We start from the raw sequence: 15,002 nt of genomic DNA, 5'->3' as shown, positions 1-15,002 counted from the left end.
GCCCGACGACGTCGAGCTGCTCTCCTGCGGGGCCAGGGCGGCCTGGCTGGCCGGCCTGCCCGGCGCCGGCGGCCTCGCCCTCGACGCCGCGGTCGTGCGCCACGCCGGCGCGCTGGTCCCCGCGCCGGAGGCCTGGGAGCGGCTGCAGCGGCCGCGGCAGCCGGCCGACCTGGGGGCGGGGCAGCAGCTGTGGGCGGGGGCTCGGGCGGCCAAGGAGCAGCTGTCGGCGCAGCCCGCCGCCGCCCTGCTGGTGCCGCTGGCCAACGCGCAGGTGCAGGTGACCCGGGACGAGTTCGACCGGATGGCCGGGCCCGCGCTCGAGGCGGGCGCCCAGATGGTCCAGGGCCTGCTCCAGGGCGCGGGGGTGGCCCCGGGCGGGCTGGCCGCGGTGTACCTGGTGGGCGGCGGGGCCCGGCTGCCCCTTGCCGCGGCGGTGCTGCACCGGGCGCTGGGCGTCCAGCCGATCGTGTCCGACCAGCCCGAGCTGGTGGTGGCCCAGGGCGGCGGGTACGCGGCGCCCTCGCCCGGCGCCCACACGCAACCGGCGCCACCGGTGTCCGCCCAGCCCGATCCCGCACCGCCGACCGTGGCCACGCAGGCACCCGTCCCGACGCCGCCCTTCGTGCCCCCAACCACGGACATCCAGGCACCCGCGCCCGCGCCGCCCTTCGCGCCCCCGACCACGGACATGCAGGCACCTGTCTCGACGCCGCCCTTCGCGCCTCCGGCCACGGACATGCAGGCACCCGCGCCCGTGCCGCCCTTCGCGGCCCCGGCCACGGACATGCAGGTGCCCGTCTCGACGCCGCCGTTCGCGCCGCCTCCCGCGGGTGCGCCCGCGTCCAGGCCGAAGCGGCGGATGGGCGTCATCGTCGCGGCCGCGGTGGTGGTGCTGGTGCTGCTGGTGGGCGGCGGGATCTTCGCCGCCGTGCGGCTGCTCGGCGACAACGGCGGCGACGGGTCGAACGGCACGCCGTGGTCGTACACCGGCAACGGCGAGCTGTTCCAGGACACCTTCGACAGCCGCCTCGACGCCAAGGCCTGGAACCGGGTCGCCGGCAACTGGAGCACGGACGGCGAGTCCCTGTTCGGCAGCCCGGACGTCACCGGCTGGTCGACCATCAAGCTGGTGCGGGACGTGCCGTCCGACGTGGCCGTGCACTTCAGGATGAAGCTCGACAAGGAGGGCACCGCCGAGGTCATGCTGCGCATCGGCGACGGCCGGTACGTCCGCGCGGCGCTCTCCGCGGCCGGCAAGCAGGTCGAGGTGGGCCCCGGCGCGCTCAACGGGCGGGGCACCGCCGACGGGGGCACCGCCGCGAAGAGCGCGCCGCGCCAGTTCGCGACCGACCGCTGGTACGACGTCTGGGTGGTGGCCAAGGGCGGCCACTACCAGATCGCGGTGGACGGCCGGCTGTTCGTGGACTACTCCGACGACAAGGGCTCCCTGCCTTCCTCCGGCACGCTCGGCTTCGCCGGCAAGGACACCGACGTGTACCTCGACGACCTCACCGTCATGAAGGCGTAGAGCAGCAGCCCGGCCGCGATCAGCGCGCCCCCGGCGAGGAAAGGGGCGCGCAGCCCGTGGGCGTGGGCGAGCGCCCCGGCCCCGAGCGCGCCCAGCGGCGCGGCGCCCAGGCCGACCAGCCGGAACGCGCTGGTGACCCGCCCGAGGTACGCGTCGGGCACCAGGCCCTGGCGCATCGCCGCCGCGACCGCGTCGCCGGACGTGGAGGCGAGGCCGAGCGCCGCGGCCAGCAGGCCCCCGGACACCGGCCCGCCCGCCAGCCCGAAGCCGGCCACGCCGAGGGCACCGGCCGCGTACGCGATCACCATCCCCCGGCGTGCCCCCAGCCGCCGCGCGAGCGCGCCCGCCCCGAGCCCGCCGGCCACTCCGCCGACCGCGAAGGCGCCCACCAGCAGCCCGAAGCCCGTCGCGCCAAGGCCCAGCGCCTGACCCGCGAAGAGCACCAGCACCGCGAGGACGCCGGTGTACGCCAGGGTCGTCGCCGCCTGCAACAGGCAGAGGGCCAGCAGCGCCCGGCTGGACCCGAGGTACCGCAGCCCGTCCAGGACGCCCGCCCGCGCCTCGGGCACCACAGCGGAGGCGGCCGGGACTTGGACGCCCGCCCGCGCCTCGGGCACCACAGCGGAGGCGGCCGGGACTTGGACGCCCGACCGCGCCTCGGGCACCACAGCGGAGGCGGCCGGGAGCTGGACGCCCGACCGCGCCTCGGGCACCACAGCGGAGGCGGCCGGGAGCTGGACGCCCGACCGCGCCTCGGGCACCGCGGCGGGGGCGGCTGGGAGGCGGAGCAGGGTGACGCACAGCGCGGAGACGACGAAGGTGGCGGCGTCGAGCGCGAACGGGGCGAAGGCGGCGAGCCCGAAGAGGGCGGCGCCGGCCGACGGGCCGATCAGGGCGTCGGTGAGCTGCACCCCGGCCATCAGGTGGCCGTTGGCGGTGGCCCGGCGCGACGGCGGCACCACCGCGGGGAGCAGGGCGGCCGTGGCGGCGCTCGTCACCGCCTCGCCGCAGGTCAGCGCGAAGCCAAGGGCGGCGATGAGCACGATCGGGGTCTCCCCCACGGCCACCGCGACCGCGAACGCGGCCACGGCGGCGGCCCGGCCGAGGTCGCTGCGGCGCACGAGCGCACGCCGGTCGTGGCGGTCGGCGAGGGCCCCGGCGGCGAGGCCGAACAGCAGCCACGGGACCTGCTCGGCCGCCGTGACGAGCGAGATGGTCCACGGGTCGCGGCTCTGGCCGGCGGCCAGCAGCGGCAGGGCGATCCAGCGCATGCCGTTGCCCAGCGCCGAGGTGACCGCGGCGAGCCACAGCAGGGTGAAGTTCCGGGCAAACATGAACCAAAGTCTGGTTCAGTTTCGGCCTCGCCGTCAAGCGTGCGACAATCGAGCGGCCATGAGCACCCGGACCGAGCCCCAGCAGCGCCGCAGCCGCGACAAGCGGGACCGGGTGCTGGCCGCGGCGGCCGCCCTGCTGCAGGAGGTGCCGTTCGACGAGATCGGCACCCGGCTCATCGCCGAGCGGGCCGAGGTGTCGGTCGGGTCGCTGTACCGGTTCTTCCCGGACCGCGAAGCGATCTTCCTCGCGCTGTCGGACAGCTGGCTGGACAAGGTCCTCGCGCTCATGGACGACCTGGTCGCGGCGCCGCCCCCGACGCTCGGGGCGTTCGTGGACTCGATCGTGGACGCCTTTGCCGCCTTCTTCCGCGACGAGCCGGGCTACCGGCAGGTGTCGCTGGGCAGCCAGACCCTGCTCGTGGCGCCGGGCGCGGGCGCGCGCAACGACGCCGACCTGGCCGAGCGGCTGCGGCGCACGGTGACCGGCCACTACGGCCGGCCCGACGACGCCGAGCTGACCCCGCGCCTGCTGCTGGCCATCCACGTCACCGAGTGCCTGCTCAACCGCGCCTTCCGCACCGACCCGGCCGGCGACCCGTTCGTGCTGGCCGAGCTCAAGCGCCTGCTGCGCGCCTACCTCGGCGCCTGATCCCGGCGCAGGGCGCCGCCCGCGCCGGCGCGGCTCGACCCGGTTCAGCCGCGCGTTGACCCGCCCGGTCGCCGCGGTATGACAGGGCCAACCGGCTCACGCCCGCCGCGGGCCTACCCCGACGCCTGATCCCGGCACCGGGCGCGGCATGACATGGCCGACCGGCTCACGCCCGCTGCGGGCCTACCTCGACGCCTGATCCCGGCACCGGGCGCGGCATGACAAGGCCGACCGGCTCACCGCCCGCTGCCGGCCTACCCCGGCGCCTGATCCCGGCACAAGGCGTCGCCCAGGCCGGTGCGGTAGTACAGGACCGACCGGCCCGCGCGGCGGCGGTCGGCCAGGCCGGCGTCGCGCAGGACCCGCAGGTGGCCGCCGGCCGAGCCGAGCGTCTGGCCGGTCAGGGCGACCAGCTGGGTGGTGCTCTTCGGCGCTGCGAGCAGCATCAGGATCCGGGCCCGGGCCGGGCCGATGAGGCGGGCGAGGGCTCCGGGCGGTACGACATCCGGGTCCTGAGCGAGCCAGCCGGCGCACGGATAGATGATCGCGTGCAGGTCCACGCCCTCCTCCCAGCTCACCCAGCCGCGCTGCGAGGTGGTCGGGGCGAACAGCAGGCGGGTGCCGGTCAGGTCGCGGGGCGGGTAGTCGTACGCGTTGATCTGCAGCCGGCCGTCGCCGAGCCACCGCATGCCGGGACGCATGCCATCGAGGACCGCCGCCCAGCCGCCGCTGCCGAGCCGCTCCGTGCGGGCCACGATGTCGGCCTCGAACACCCGGCGGCGGCGCGGCCAGCCCGGGCGGACCGCGTGCCGCCACACCCAGTCCAGCAGCTCGACCGCCCGCGCGACGAGCCCGTCCTCATGCAGTACCGGCGCGAGCGGCCGGTCCATGGTCTCGAGGATGTCCCGCCGGGCCTGCTCGTCGGTGGTGGCGGCGACCCGCTCCAGCTCCGCGGCGAACCGCGGCGTGCCGCCGTGCGGCGGCTTGACCAGGAAGTCGGCCAGCCAGCCGGGCCGGATCGCGTCGCGCAGGAACGGCAGCGCGAACGGGTCGGCCGCCCAGCGGGCCCGGAACTGCGGCCCGTACTCGGCCAGCCACTCCCGCTGGCTCGCCGACACCCGGTGCAGCCCGTTGAGCGCGGCCAGGCACCCGATCGTCTCCACCATCGGCGACACCACGAACCGGCTGCCGGCCAGCACGTCGGCGTCGATGCGCCACACGCCCACGTTTCGCCTCCAACCGAAACTCTACCGCCCGGGCCCGCGCGTGCCGCAGGCTGCGGACCATGCGCACGTACCGCGAGCTGTTCGCCATCCCGGAGTTCCCGGCGCTCTTCGCCACCGTCTCCGCGCAGGTCGCCGCGGGCACGGTGTCCGGCATCGCGCTCGCGACCCTGGTCTACGGCGCCACCGGCTCGCCGCTGCTGAGCGCGCTGAGCATGTTCGGCTCGTCGTTCGCCCAGGTGGTCGGCGCGCTGACGCTGCTGTCCGCGGCCGACCGCCTCCCGGCCCGCACGGCGCTGGCGGGCCTGGCCGCGTTCACCGGGCTGGGCACCGCCCTCATGGCCGTCCCCGGCCTGCCCGTGGCCGCCGTCCTGGCCGTCGTGCTGGCCCAGGGCCTGGCCGCCTCGGTCGGCGGCGGCGTGCGCTACGGGCTGCTCGCGGAGATCCTGCCGGCCGACGGGTACCTGCTGGGCCGCTCCCTGCTGAACATGTCCGTCGGCGCCATGCAGATCGCCGGCTTCGCCGCGGGCGGGGCGCTGCTGGCCGCGACCTCCCCGTCGGTGGTCCTGCTCATCGGCGCCGCCCTCTGCCTCGTCGGCGCCCTCACGGCGCGGTTCGGCCTGTCCCGCCGCCCGCCCCGGGCCACCGGTCGCGCCTCCGTCCGCGCCACCTGGGCCGGCAACCGCCGCCTGCTGTCCGACCCGGCCCGCCGCGCCGTCTACATCGGACTGTGGGTCCCCAACGGGCTCATCGTCGGCTGCGAGGCGCTGTTCGTGCCGTTCTCCCCGACGGCCGCCGGCGCCCTCTTCGTCGCCGCCGCGCTCGGCATGCTCGCCGGGGACGCCTTCGCCGGCCGCGCGCTGCCCCGCCGCTGGCGCCGGCCCCTCACCACGCCGGTGCAGCTGCTGCTGGCGGCGCCCTACCTGCTGTTCGCCGCGACTCCGGCACTGCCCGTGGCGCTGCTGCTGGTGGCGGTGGCCTCCGTGGGGTACTGCGGGAGCCTCCTGCTGCAGGACCGCCTCGTCGAGCTGACCCCGGACGACCTGCGGGGCCAGTCGCTGGGCCTGCACAGCGCCGGCATGTTCACGATGCAGGCAACCGGCGCGACCGTGGCCGGCGTCGTGGCGCAGTACCTCTCCCCCGCCCACGCCATGGTCGCCATGGCCTGCGCGTCCATCGCGGTCTCCGCCGCCCTGGCCCGCCCGCTGCGCCGCACCCCCGCGCCCGCGCCGGCACTCGCAAGCTCGGGCTGAACCGTCCCGCCGGGCGTCCTCAGGCCGCGCGGCGCAGCTGCGCCACCACACGGGCCGTCACCGGGGTCGCGATGCCCAGTGCCGCGCCCGCGTGCAGGACCGAGCCGCCGATCGCGTCCAGCTCCAACGGGCGGCCCGCCTCCGCGTCGCGCAGCATCGAGGACTTCATCTGCGGCGGGAGCTGGGCCACGATGGCCAGGATCGCCGCCGGGTCGATGCTCGCGCCGCTCGCGTTGGCCACCGCCGCCACTTCCACCACCATCTGCTCGAGGTCGTCGCGGAGGGCCTCTCGCGCCGGGCCGACGCTCGCGCCCGCGGCGGTCGTGATGAGGGCCATGGGCGCCAGCAGCGCCAGCTTGTCCCACAGCACGCCGGCCTCGGTGTCGCGGACCTTCACCTCGAAGCCCGCACCGCCCAGGACCTCGGCGACGAGATCGGCACCCGGACCGGCGGCCTGGACGGTGCAGAACGGGCTCGTGTGCTCGATGCGGCCCGGGGCGACACGCGTCGACTCCACGCTGATGGATCCGGCGACCACGCGCGCCCTGGGGTATCGTTCCCGCAGGGCCACCATGTGGTCGACGCCGTTGAGCAGGGGCAGCATCACGTCCACCAGCTCCGGCGGGACGCGGTCCAGCGCGGGCCCGAGCGACGTGGCCTTGGGCGCCACGACGGCCAGGTCGACCGGGTCCGACAGCATCCCGACGGCCCGGGCCGGCACCTCGAAATCCCCGAACTGCACGCTGCGCACCCGCAGGCCGCCCTCCCGCAGCGCGGCCGCGGTTTCGGGGCGGGCCACGTAGACGACGTCGTGGCCGGCGCGGGTCAGCACCCCGCCGAGAAGGCCACCGACGCCGCCCGGCCCGACGATCGCAACGCTCGACATCCGACCAACCTAACCGCATGGAGGCGGCGATGATGCGTAGGTACATCCTGACGGGAGCGCCCGGCGCGGGCAAAACCACGATCGCGGAGGCGCTGCGCCGGCGGGGGCACGTGGTGGTGGCCGAGGCGGCGACCGACGTGATCGGGCAGACGCCGCAGCTGGAGGCCGACTCGGCCGCGTTCCTGGACCGGATCGTCGCCGTCCAGCGCGAGCGGCAGCTGGCCGCGACCGGCGCGCTGCAGGTCTTCGACCGCTCCCCCGTCTGCACGCTCGCGCTGGCCGCCTACTTCGGGGTGGCGCCGACCCGGGCCCTGGTCGCCGAGGCGGAGCGGATCGCCCGGGAATCCACCTACGAGCGGCGGGTGCTGTTCGTGCGGCTGATGGGGTTCATCACCCCGACCGCGGCCCGCCGGATCAGCCTCGCCGAGTCCGAGCGCTTCGAGCGCATCCACGCCGAGGTGTACCGCGACCTGGGCTACGAGCTGCTCGACGTACCCCCGGCGCCCCTGGAACACCGGGTGGCCCAGGTGGCCGAGGTCATCGCCGCGGCGTGACCCGGATATGTTCCGTGGATGGTCCATGAGGTCTTCCCGCCGGTCGTGCTCACCACCGCGCGCCTCGTGCTGCGCCCGTTCACCGCCGCCGACGCGCCCGACGTGCACGAGGCGTGGCAGGACGAGGCCTACGTGCGCAGCGCCCCGGTCGGCTACGCCCTGGCCGGCGCGGACCTGCCGACCGCGGTGAACTGGTGCGCGACCGGCATGGAGCAGCGGCGGGTGGACGGCGCGGGGATCGGCTTCGCGCTGCAGCCGTCGGACGGCGGGCGGCTGGCCGGGCACGTGCAGCTGTTCGGCGTCGACTGGACGACCCGCACGGCCGAGATGCACTACTGGACGTCGCCGTGGGCGCGCGGGCACGGGTTCGCCGCGGAGGCGGCCTCGGCGGTGGCCCGGTGGGCGCTGGCCGAGGTCCGCCTCGAGCGGGTCTTCCTGCAGGTGGACACGGCCAACGAGGCCTCGCTGCGGGTCGCGGAGGCGGCCGGCTTCCGCTTCGAGGGCGTGCTGCGCAACCTGGTGCCGAACCGGGCCGGGACCCGGTCCGACATGGCCGTCTACAGCCTCATCCCCGCCGACCTGCGACCGGCCGGTTAGGCCTTGCGGGCCACGCCGCCGTAGACGGCGACCTGGGTGTCGGTCACCTCGGCGTCGACGTCGGCGTCCGGGCGCCACTTGGTGACGATCGGCAGGCCCGGCTCCAGCAGCTCGAGGCCGGTGAAGAAGCGGGCGACGTCGTCGTGCGAGCGGACCTGCATGGTCACGCCCTGCTTCGCGTAGATCTCGGCCACCCGGGCCCAGGCGGTGGCGTCGAAGTCGCCGGTCAGGTGGGACAGGGCCAGGAAGCTGCCGGACGGCAGCGCGTCGACGAGGCGCGAGACGATCTCGTACGGCCGGTCGGCGTCCCCGACGAAGTGCATGATCGCGATGAGCATCAGGGCCACGGGCCGGTCGAAGTCGATGACCTCGCGCAGCTGCGGCGAGCCCAGGATGCGCTCGACGTCGCGCAGGTCGGCGTCGATGTACTCGGTGCGCCCCTCCGGCTTGCTGGTCAGCAGCGCGCGGGCGTGGGCCAGCACGATGGGGTCGTTGTCGACGTACACGATGCGCGACTGCGGGGCGACGGCCTGCGCCACCTCGTGCACGTTCGGGGAGGTCGGGATGCCGGTGCCGATGTCGAGGAACTGCCGCACGCCGTGCTCGGCGGCGAGGTGCTCGACCACGCGGCGCAGGAACTTGCGGTTCTCCCGCGGGGGGATGCGGCTGCTGGGGTTGGCCTTCAGCCCGGCCTCGCCGGCGGCCCGGTCGGCGGGGAAGTTGTCCTTGCCGCCGAGCAGGAAGTCGTAGACCCGCGCCGGGTGCGGGCGGTCGGTCTGGAGGTCGATGGGCGCGCCCTGCGCGGGCTTCGCCTTCATCCATTCGGCGCCTGACATGTCCGTTCTCCGCACGTTCGTTCCGCCTGAGGTTTCCCCGTCCGGTTCGGATCATAGGCCCTGCCGCTTACGCCCGGGCAGCGGCTGGCCGGGCATGATCCGCTTCCCGGCGCCGGCGTTGCGGCTCCTCGCCGCACTGGCGGTCGCGCCATGACCTGCTTCCCGGCGTCGGCGTTGCGGCCATGCGGGGACCGTAGCGGCGCGCCGGTGCGCGCGGCGGCATCAGTCCGGGAGCGTCAGGCGTCCCAGAACTCGCCGTCGGGGCGGGCCGCCGGGTCGGGGTGCTTGGCCAACTCCTGGGCGCGCAGCTCGACCCGCCGGATCTTGCCGGAGATGGTCTTGGGCAGCTCGGCGAACTCGAGGCGGCGCACGCGCTGGAACGGCGACAGGTGGGCCCGGCAGTGGGCGAAGATCGCCCGGGCGGTCGCCTCGCAGGGCGGCCAGCCCTCGGCCAGCACCACGTAGGCCTTCGGCACGGCCAGGCGCAGCGGGTCGGGCGAGGGCACGACCGCCGCCTCGACGACCGCCTCGTGCTCGATGAGGACGCTCTCCAGCTCGAACGGGGAGATGCGGTAGTCGGAGGCCTTGAACACGTCGTCGGCCCGCCCGACGTAGGTGATGTAGCCGTCGGCGTCGCGGGCGCCGATGTCGCCGGTGTGGTAGTAGCCGCCGGCCATCGCCTCGGCGGTGCGCCCGGGGTCGCCGTGATAGCCGGTCATCAGGCCGAGCGGGCGGTGGGCCAGGTCGAGGCAGATCTCACCCTCGTCGGCCGGCTCGCCGGTGCCGGGATCCACGAGGGCCACGGCGAAGCCGGGCACCGGGCGGCCCATCGAGCCCGGCTTGACCGGCTGGCCGGGCGAGTTGGCGATCTGGACCGTGGTCTCGGTCTGGCCGAAGCCGTCCCGGATGGTCACCCCCCACGCCTTGCCGACCTGCTCGATGACCTCCGGGTTGAGCGGCTCGCCGGCGCCGGCGGCCAGCCGCGGCGGGGCCGCCAGCTGGGTCAGGTCGGACTGGATGAGCATCCGCCACACCGTCGGCGGGGCGCAGAAGCTCGTCACGCCGCAGCGCTGCATCTCGCGCATGAGGGCGGACGCGTCGAAGCGGGTGTAGTTGTAGATGAAGACGCAGGCCTCGGCGTTCCACGGGGCGAAGACGTTGCTCCAGGCGTGCTTGGCCCAGCCGGGCGAGGAGATGTTGAGGTGCACGTCGCCGGGCCGCAGGCCGATCCAGTACATCGTGGAGAGGTGCCCGGCCGGGTAGGACGCGTGGGTGTGCTCCACCAGCTTCGGGTGGGCCGTGGTGCCGGAGGTGAAGTACAGCAACAGGGTGTCGCTCGCCCGCGTCGGCCCGTCGGGCGTGAAGACCGGTGCACCGCCCAAGGTGTACCGCGCCCAGCCCTCGACGTCGCCGCCCACCGCGATGCGGGTCACCGCCGGGTCGATCCCGTCGAACTTGGCGGCCGCCGGCACGCCGGCGATGACGTGCCGGGCGCCGCCGCGCAGCACCCGGTCGCGGGCGTCGGCCGGGCCGAGCAGCGGGGTGGCCGGGATGATGACCGCGCCGAGCTTCATCGCGGCGAGGATGCTCTCCCACAGCTCGACCTGGTTGCCGAGCATGAGCACGATCCGGTCGCCCCGGGCCACGCCCCGCTCCCGCAGCCAGTTGGCCAGCCGGTTGGAGCGCTCGGACAGCTGGGCGTAGGAGTACCGCTCCTCGCGGCCGTCCTCCTCGACGATCCACAGGGCCGGCTTGTCGTTGCCGGCGGCGATCGTGTCGAACCAGTCGATGGCCCAGTTGAACGCGCCGAGCTGCGGCCAGCGGAACCGCGCCACCGCGGCGGCGTAGTCCTCCCTGGTCTCCAGCAGCAGGTCCCGGGCCTCTTTGAACGAGGCGTACGACATGCGCCTCAGCGTACGTCCGCCGCCCGCCGCTGCCGAGAACGCGCGCGTCCACCGGTCGCAGGGGCACCGCGGCCCGGGCGCGGCCATGGCCAGCAGCGCGGCCGCGACGCCGAACGCCCGCGGTGCCCGCCGGGTTCAACGACCCGGCGGCCGCGCGGTCACTTGGTCTCGGTCTTGCGGGCCCCGCCGCTGCGGGCCGGGGGGCGCTTGCTCTGCTCCCCGTGCTCCCCTTCCTCGCTGCTCATGTGCTGCACGATCCGCGGGGCGAGGGCCTTGGCCAGGGCGGGCGCGAGGGCGTCGGCGAGGGCGCCGGCCAGCGCCTCGGCGATGAGCATCCGCTCCAGCAGCGAGGTGCCCGGCGCCATCCGCGGCACCATGGTCATCACGGCTTCGAGGCCGGTGCCGGTCTCCTTGGATTCGTTGAGGATGTCGAGGATCAGGTCGTCGATGAGGGCGTCCACTGGTTGGGCGCCCTCCTGTTCGTGTGGCATGTCGGCCGGCATTGTGCGCTCCTTCCGCCGGTGGCCGGCCCGCCCCGGTCGGGGCGGGCCTGGGTGTGTTGGTTAACGGCGGGCCAGCATCGCGGCGAGCAGGAGCGGGTGCTCGATGCCGCCTTCCCCGCCGCTCTCCTCGCGGCGGCGCATGAGCATGGCCAGCAGGAGCGGGTGCTCGATGCCGCCTTCGCCGCCGCTCTCTTCGCGGCGGCGCATGAGCATGGCCAGCAGGAGCGGGTTCTCGATGCCGGAGCCGCGGCGGCCACCGCGGCGACGGGCCAGGGCGGCAAGCAGCAGCGGGTGCTCGAAGATGGCTTCCCCCTCCTCGCGGCGGCGCTTGGTGAGGGCGGCGAGCAGCAGCGGGTGCTCGAAGATGCCCTCCCCCTCTTCCCGCCGCGACATGAGCGCGGCCAGGAGGAGCGGGTGTTCGATGCCGACCTCGCGCTCGGCGATGGCACTGGTCACGGGTGTCTCCCTCGGGTCTGGGCGCGATTACGCAACCCACGGTCCCGGCACCCGGCGTGACCCGCCCTCACCTGCGCGGCATGGGCTCACACGCCCCAGCGCACCACCACCCGGTCCGGACGGGCCGGGTCGACGACGACCGCCACCCGCTGCCCGGGCCCGGCCTGCGGGCCGGCGCCCATCGGCAGCAGGACCTCGCGGCTCACCGGGTACGGCGGCCGCCCGTCCACCTCGACCAGCAGGTCGAGCCGGACCATCGGCTGCAGGTTGATCCGGGCGCCGGTGTCGGCGACGCCGATGACGGTGGCCGCGCCGGGCGTGCCGGTGCGCAGCAGCTCCAGGTCCTCGGTCTGCGCCTGCATGCTCTGCTGCATCTGCTGCATGCGCTGCATGCCGGCCCGCATCTGGGCGCCCGGGTCGTGGTTCGCGCCGATCTCGTTCGCCTGCCGTTGCAGCCGGCGCAGGTCGCCGAAGAGCCCCATCGCGCTCAGACCTGGCCGAACACGTTGCCGAAGTGCACGGCCAGCTGCATGTCGCCGCGCATGCGGGCCGGCCAGCCGGCCGAGGCCTCCTGCCAGGCGTCGGCGGAGACGCCGAAGGACTGGGCGCGGGCGGCGACCCCGTCGGCGGTGAGACCCTCCTGCGAGGCGGCCTTGGAGATCCGCGCGTACGTCACCAGGTCGACGCCCGCGATCGGGGCCAGCCGCGGGTCGTCGGCGGCGATGCCGGTCGCGACCGGAGCGCCGAACGCGTTGGCGGCGGAGTAGCCGTTCATGCCGTAGGCCGCCTGGGCCTGCGCGGCGTAGGCCTGCGCGGCGGCCGCCGTCTGCTGCGCCTGCGCGACCATGCCGGGCGCCTGGGCGGCGACGTTGCGAAGGTCCTTCATCTGCTTGAACAGGCCCATCTGGTACCACTGCTCCCTCAGTCGGCGTGATTGACGGAAAGCGACGTTAGGCATCGCGTTTCCCGCCCGGCGTCAGGAACGCGATCGATGTTGTGTCACCTACACGCGACGTGCGCCGCGTCACGGATGAAAGATTCATCGCCATCCGCTAGGCACCCCCTTGATCGGGTCGATAGGCTTCCGTCGCTTCCTGAGCGTTTTGTCCCCTCGCATCACGTGGAGTACCGGATGGGTTCCGCACCCCTGCGCGTCGCCGTCGTCGGGTCCGGCATCGGCGGCCTGACCGCCGCGATCGCCCTGCAGGCCAAGGGTTTCGAGGTCGAGGTCTATGACCAGGCCGGCGAGCTGAGCGAGATCGGCGCCGGGGTGTCCCTCGGCGGCAACGGCATGCGCGTGTTCGACGCCCTCGGCCTCGGCCAGGCCGTCCGCGACGTCGCGTCCAATCTTCAGCGCATCGAGTTCCACCACTGGAAGACGGGCGACATCTTCTACGAGCACCCGATGGGCGACTGGTACGACGAGAAGATGGGCGGCCCGTTCCTCGGTGCCCACCGCGCCGACCTGCACCAGGTCCTGCTGGCCGGCTTCGACGGCGAGCCGCACCTGGGCAAGCGCTGCACGGCCGTCCACGAGGCCCCCGACGGCGTCGAGATCGAGTTCGCCGACGCCACCACGGCCCGGGCCGACATCGTGGTGGGCGCCGACGGGCTGCGCTCCGCGGTGCGCCGCCACGTGACCGGCCCCAACGAGGCGGTCTTCTCGGCGATGAGCTGCTTCCGCGGCCTCGTGCCGATCGACAAGGTGCCCGGCGGCGACACGTTCGGCCTCACGTTCTTCCTCGGCCCGAACCGGCACCTGGTGGTGTACCCGGTCCGCGGCGGCGAGCTCATCAACTTCGTCGCGTACGTGCCCGACCCCGAGTGGACCCTGGAGTCGTGGTCGTCCAAGTGCGAGCCGGCCGACGCGGTCGCCGCGTTCGAGGGCTGGAACGACACGGTGACCACGATGCTCGGCAACGTCGAGGAGACCGGCCGCTGGGCCCTCTACGACCGCGAGCCGCTGCGCAAGTGGAGCACCGAGCGGGTCACCCTGCTCGGCGACGCCGCCCACCCGATGCTGCCGCACGCCGGCCAGGGCTCCAACCAGGCCGTCGAGGACGCCGCCGCGCTGGCGGAGTACCTCACCACCGACGGGCTGAGCGTGGCCGAGGCGCTGCGGCGCTACGAGCACCTGCGCAAGGCCCGCACCCGGAAGATCCAGATGGGCTCACGCGGCAACGCGGCCTGCTTCCAGCTGCCCGACGGTCCCGCGGCCGACGAACGCAACGCGCGGCTGGTCGCCCTGCCCGACAACGTGGCCTGGATCCACGGCTACGACGTCTACGCCGACATCCGGGACTCGCTGTCGTAGCACTGACCTCCGCGATCGAGACGCTCACCCGCCGCGCGCCGATGCCGGCCGTGGCGGTGAGCGTCTTCGACCGCGCCCGGGTCCGGGCCGCCGTGGTCCACGGGACCGCGGACCTGACGACCGGCCGCCCGGCGACCGCCGGCTGCTGGTGGGACCTCGCCAGCCTCACCAAGGTTCTGGTGACCCTGCCGGAAGTGCGGGATCTGGCGGTACCGCTGGATCGTCCGCTTCGGCAACTGTGGCCCCGGGCGGCCGCAACCCCCGTGGGTGGGGTGACGGCGGAGGACCTGCTCGCGCACCGGTCCGGGCTGCCGGCGTCGCGGCACTTCTTCCGCACCCTGCGCGGGCGCGACGCGATCGTGGACGCCTCCCTGGCGACCCCGCTGACGGCGTCCGGGCCGGTGTACAGCGACCTGGGGTACATCATCCTGGGCGCCCTCGTCGAGGACCTCACCGGCTCCTCCCTGGCCACGCTGGCCGCCCGCCGCACCGGGCTGCGGATGGGCGGCACGGTCTCCCCCGCCGTCGCCACCGAACGGTGCCCGTGGCGCGGGCGGCTCATCGCCGGCGAGGTCCACGACGAGAACGCCGCCGCGATGGGCGGGGTGTCCGGCCACGCGGGCGCGTTCGGCACCCTGGAACTGGTCACCGAGGCCGCCCGCGCGTGGCTGGGCGATGCTCCCCCGCCGTGCCTGGCGGCCAACGACGAGGGCGAGCGCTTCGCGGCCGGCTGGTGGCTGCACCCGACCCGCGGCCTGGGCGGCCCGGCCGCCGGCGCCGACGGCTACGGCGCCTCGGGCTTCGTCGGCAACCGCGTGTGGTTCGAGCCGTCGCGCGGCTACGGCGTGGTGGTCCTGAGCAACCGCGTCCACCCCGTACGGGTCGACCGCGCCCCGTACAACGCCTGGTGCGACGAGTTGCTCCAGCTCATCGCGTCCGCGTGAGGTGTCCGCGCACCTACGGGT

16 protein-coding genes are annotated in these 15,002 nt (G+C 74.9%); 7 read left to right on the top strand and 9 right to left on the bottom strand.

The features are described from left to right. The coding region (locus tag AB0M46_RS42770; protein WP_363345766.1) for a family 16 glycoside hydrolase at positions 1–1,528 on the top strand (1,528 nt) is incomplete at its 5' end. On the opposite strand, the gene AB0M46_RS42765 is transcribed toward AB0M46_RS42770, so the two are convergent. Further along, positions 1,426–2,862 carry an MFS transporter gene (locus AB0M46_RS42765; protein WP_363345764.1) on the bottom strand — a complete coding sequence of 479 codons (1,437 nt, stop codon included), beginning with the start codon at positions 2,860–2,862 and terminating at the stop codon, positions 1,426–1,428. The two genes, AB0M46_RS42770 and AB0M46_RS42765, sit on opposite strands and share 103 nt — an antisense overlap. A 58-nt stretch (positions 2,863–2,920) precedes the next feature. Between AB0M46_RS42765 and AB0M46_RS42760 the strand changes: the two genes are divergently transcribed. Continuing rightward, positions 2,921–3,511, top strand: a complete 591-nt coding sequence (locus AB0M46_RS42760) for a TetR/AcrR family transcriptional regulator (protein ID WP_363345762.1) — start codon at positions 2,921–2,923, stop codon at positions 3,509–3,511. A 254-nt stretch (positions 3,512–3,765) separates the two neighbouring features. On the opposite strand, the gene AB0M46_RS42755 is transcribed toward AB0M46_RS42760, so the two are convergent. Next, positions 3,766–4,737, bottom strand: coding sequence for a winged helix-turn-helix domain-containing protein (locus AB0M46_RS42755; protein WP_363345760.1), 972 nt, complete (start codon positions 4,735–4,737; stop codon positions 3,766–3,768). A 59-nt stretch (positions 4,738–4,796) separates the two neighbouring features. Here AB0M46_RS42755 and AB0M46_RS42750 point away from each other — a divergent pair, with 59 nt between their 5' ends. Further along, entirely contained in the window at positions 4,797–5,987 is a 1,191-nt protein-coding gene (locus AB0M46_RS42750; protein ID WP_363345758.1) for an MFS transporter, read from the top strand. Between the two features lie 19 nt (positions 5,988–6,006). Here the strand turns inward: AB0M46_RS42750 and AB0M46_RS42745 are convergent, their stop codons facing one another. Then, on the bottom strand, positions 6,007–6,873 hold the full coding sequence (locus AB0M46_RS42745) for a 2-dehydropantoate 2-reductase (protein WP_363345756.1): 867 nt from the start codon (positions 6,871–6,873) through the stop codon (positions 6,007–6,009). A gap of 29 nt (positions 6,874–6,902) precedes the next feature. On the opposite strand from AB0M46_RS42745, the gene AB0M46_RS42740 reads away from it, so the two are divergent. Then, complete coding sequence (locus AB0M46_RS42740) at positions 6,903–7,427, top strand: AAA family ATPase (protein WP_363345754.1); 525 nt, start codon at positions 6,903–6,905, stop codon at positions 7,425–7,427. Positions 7,428–7,445: 18 nt separating this feature from the next. Continuing rightward, the gene (locus tag AB0M46_RS42735; protein ID WP_363345752.1) at positions 7,446–8,024 is read left to right on the top strand and encodes a GNAT family protein; all 579 of its coding nucleotides are present in this window, start codon (positions 7,446–7,448) and stop codon (positions 8,022–8,024) included. Here the strand turns inward: AB0M46_RS42735 and AB0M46_RS42730 are convergent. The 6 genes from AB0M46_RS42730 to AB0M46_RS42705 all read right to left on the bottom strand — a co-directional run bounded on the left by AB0M46_RS42730 (position 8,021) and on the right by AB0M46_RS42705 (position 12,627). Beyond that, on the bottom strand, positions 8,021–8,860 hold the full coding sequence (locus AB0M46_RS42730; RefSeq protein ID WP_363345750.1) for an SAM-dependent methyltransferase: 840 nt from the start codon (positions 8,858–8,860) through the stop codon (positions 8,021–8,023). The genes AB0M46_RS42735 and AB0M46_RS42730 overlap by 4 nt on opposite strands. Before the next feature lie 236 nt (positions 8,861–9,096). Further along, the gene (locus AB0M46_RS42725; protein WP_363345748.1) at positions 9,097–10,764 is read right to left on the bottom strand and encodes an AMP-binding protein; all 1,668 of its coding nucleotides are present in this window, start codon (positions 10,762–10,764) and stop codon (positions 9,097–9,099) included. A gap of 158 nt (positions 10,765–10,922) precedes the next feature. Beyond that, on the bottom strand, positions 10,923–11,255 hold the full coding sequence (locus AB0M46_RS42720; protein ID WP_363345746.1) for a hypothetical protein: 333 nt from the start codon (positions 11,253–11,255) through the stop codon (positions 10,923–10,925). 72 nt (positions 11,256–11,327) lie between these two features. Next, positions 11,328–11,723 carry a hypothetical protein gene (locus AB0M46_RS42715; RefSeq protein ID WP_363345744.1) on the bottom strand — a complete coding sequence of 132 codons (396 nt, stop codon included), beginning with the start codon at positions 11,721–11,723 and terminating at the stop codon, positions 11,328–11,330. Between the two features lie 86 nt (positions 11,724–11,809). Next, positions 11,810–12,205, bottom strand: coding sequence for a hypothetical protein (locus tag AB0M46_RS42710; protein WP_363345742.1), 396 nt, complete (start codon positions 12,203–12,205; stop codon positions 11,810–11,812). Positions 12,206–12,210: 5 nt separating this feature from the next. Continuing rightward, a complete protein-coding gene (locus tag AB0M46_RS42705; protein ID WP_363345740.1) occupies positions 12,211–12,627 on the bottom strand; it encodes a hypothetical protein in 417 nt (138 codons plus the stop codon). 228 nt (positions 12,628–12,855) lie between these two features. On the opposite strand from AB0M46_RS42705, the gene AB0M46_RS42700 reads away from it, so the two are divergent. Together AB0M46_RS42700 and AB0M46_RS42695 are read left to right on the top strand one after the other, a co-directional pair. Beyond that, positions 12,856–14,037 (top strand): FAD-dependent monooxygenase, encoded by a 1,182-nt coding sequence (locus tag AB0M46_RS42700; protein ID WP_363345738.1) that lies wholly within the window; start codon positions 12,856–12,858, stop codon positions 14,035–14,037. Beyond that, positions 13,986–14,981 carry a serine hydrolase domain-containing protein gene (locus AB0M46_RS42695; protein WP_363345770.1) on the top strand — a complete coding sequence of 332 codons (996 nt, stop codon included), beginning with the start codon at positions 13,986–13,988 and terminating at the stop codon, positions 14,979–14,981. The genes AB0M46_RS42700 and AB0M46_RS42695 overlap by 52 nt, the downstream gene beginning before the upstream one ends. Positions 14,982–15,002 lie beyond the last annotated feature (21 nt).

It is taken from the genome of Dactylosporangium sp. NPDC051485 (assembly GCF_040682015.1).
In the GTDB taxonomy this organism is placed as follows: Bacteria; Actinomycetota; Actinomycetes; order Mycobacteriales; family Micromonosporaceae; genus Dactylosporangium.
Note: the sequence above shows the minus strand (reverse complement) of the source record. Positions and strands in the feature narration are given on the sequence as shown.

What these genes read in the sequence shown, in the direction of transcription:
- AB0M46_RS42765 (WP_363345764.1), bottom strand. Translation starts at nt 2,862, where the DNA reads ATGTTTGCCCGGAACTTCACCCTGCTGTGGCTCGCCGCGGTCACCTCG.
- AB0M46_RS42760 (WP_363345762.1), top strand. Translation starts at nt 2,921, where the DNA reads ATGAGCACCCGGACCGAGCCCCAGCAGCGCCGCAGCCGCGACAAGCGG.
- AB0M46_RS42750 (WP_363345758.1), top strand. Translation starts at nt 4,797, where the DNA reads ATGCGCACGTACCGCGAGCTGTTCGCCATCCCGGAGTTCCCGGCGCTC.
- AB0M46_RS42745 (WP_363345756.1), bottom strand. Translation starts at nt 6,873, where the DNA reads ATGTCGAGCGTTGCGATCGTCGGGCCGGGCGGCGTCGGTGGCCTTCTC.
- AB0M46_RS42740 (WP_363345754.1), top strand. Translation starts at nt 6,903, where the DNA reads ATGATGCGTAGGTACATCCTGACGGGAGCGCCCGGCGCGGGCAAAACC.
- AB0M46_RS42735 (WP_363345752.1), top strand. Translation starts at nt 7,446, where the DNA reads ATGGTCCATGAGGTCTTCCCGCCGGTCGTGCTCACCACCGCGCGCCTC.
- AB0M46_RS42730 (WP_363345750.1), bottom strand. Translation starts at nt 8,860, where the DNA reads ATGTCAGGCGCCGAATGGATGAAGGCGAAGCCCGCGCAGGGCGCGCCC.
- AB0M46_RS42725 (WP_363345748.1), bottom strand. Translation starts at nt 10,764, where the DNA reads ATGTCGTACGCCTCGTTCAAAGAGGCCCGGGACCTGCTGCTGGAGACC.
- AB0M46_RS42720 (WP_363345746.1), bottom strand. Translation starts at nt 11,255, where the DNA reads ATGCCACACGAACAGGAGGGCGCCCAACCAGTGGACGCCCTCATCGAC.
- AB0M46_RS42710 (WP_363345742.1), bottom strand. Translation starts at nt 12,205, where the DNA reads ATGGGGCTCTTCGGCGACCTGCGCCGGCTGCAACGGCAGGCGAACGAG.
- AB0M46_RS42705 (WP_363345740.1), bottom strand. Translation starts at nt 12,627, where the DNA reads ATGGGCCTGTTCAAGCAGATGAAGGACCTTCGCAACGTCGCCGCCCAG.
- AB0M46_RS42700 (WP_363345738.1), top strand. Translation starts at nt 12,856, where the DNA reads ATGGGTTCCGCACCCCTGCGCGTCGCCGTCGTCGGGTCCGGCATCGGC.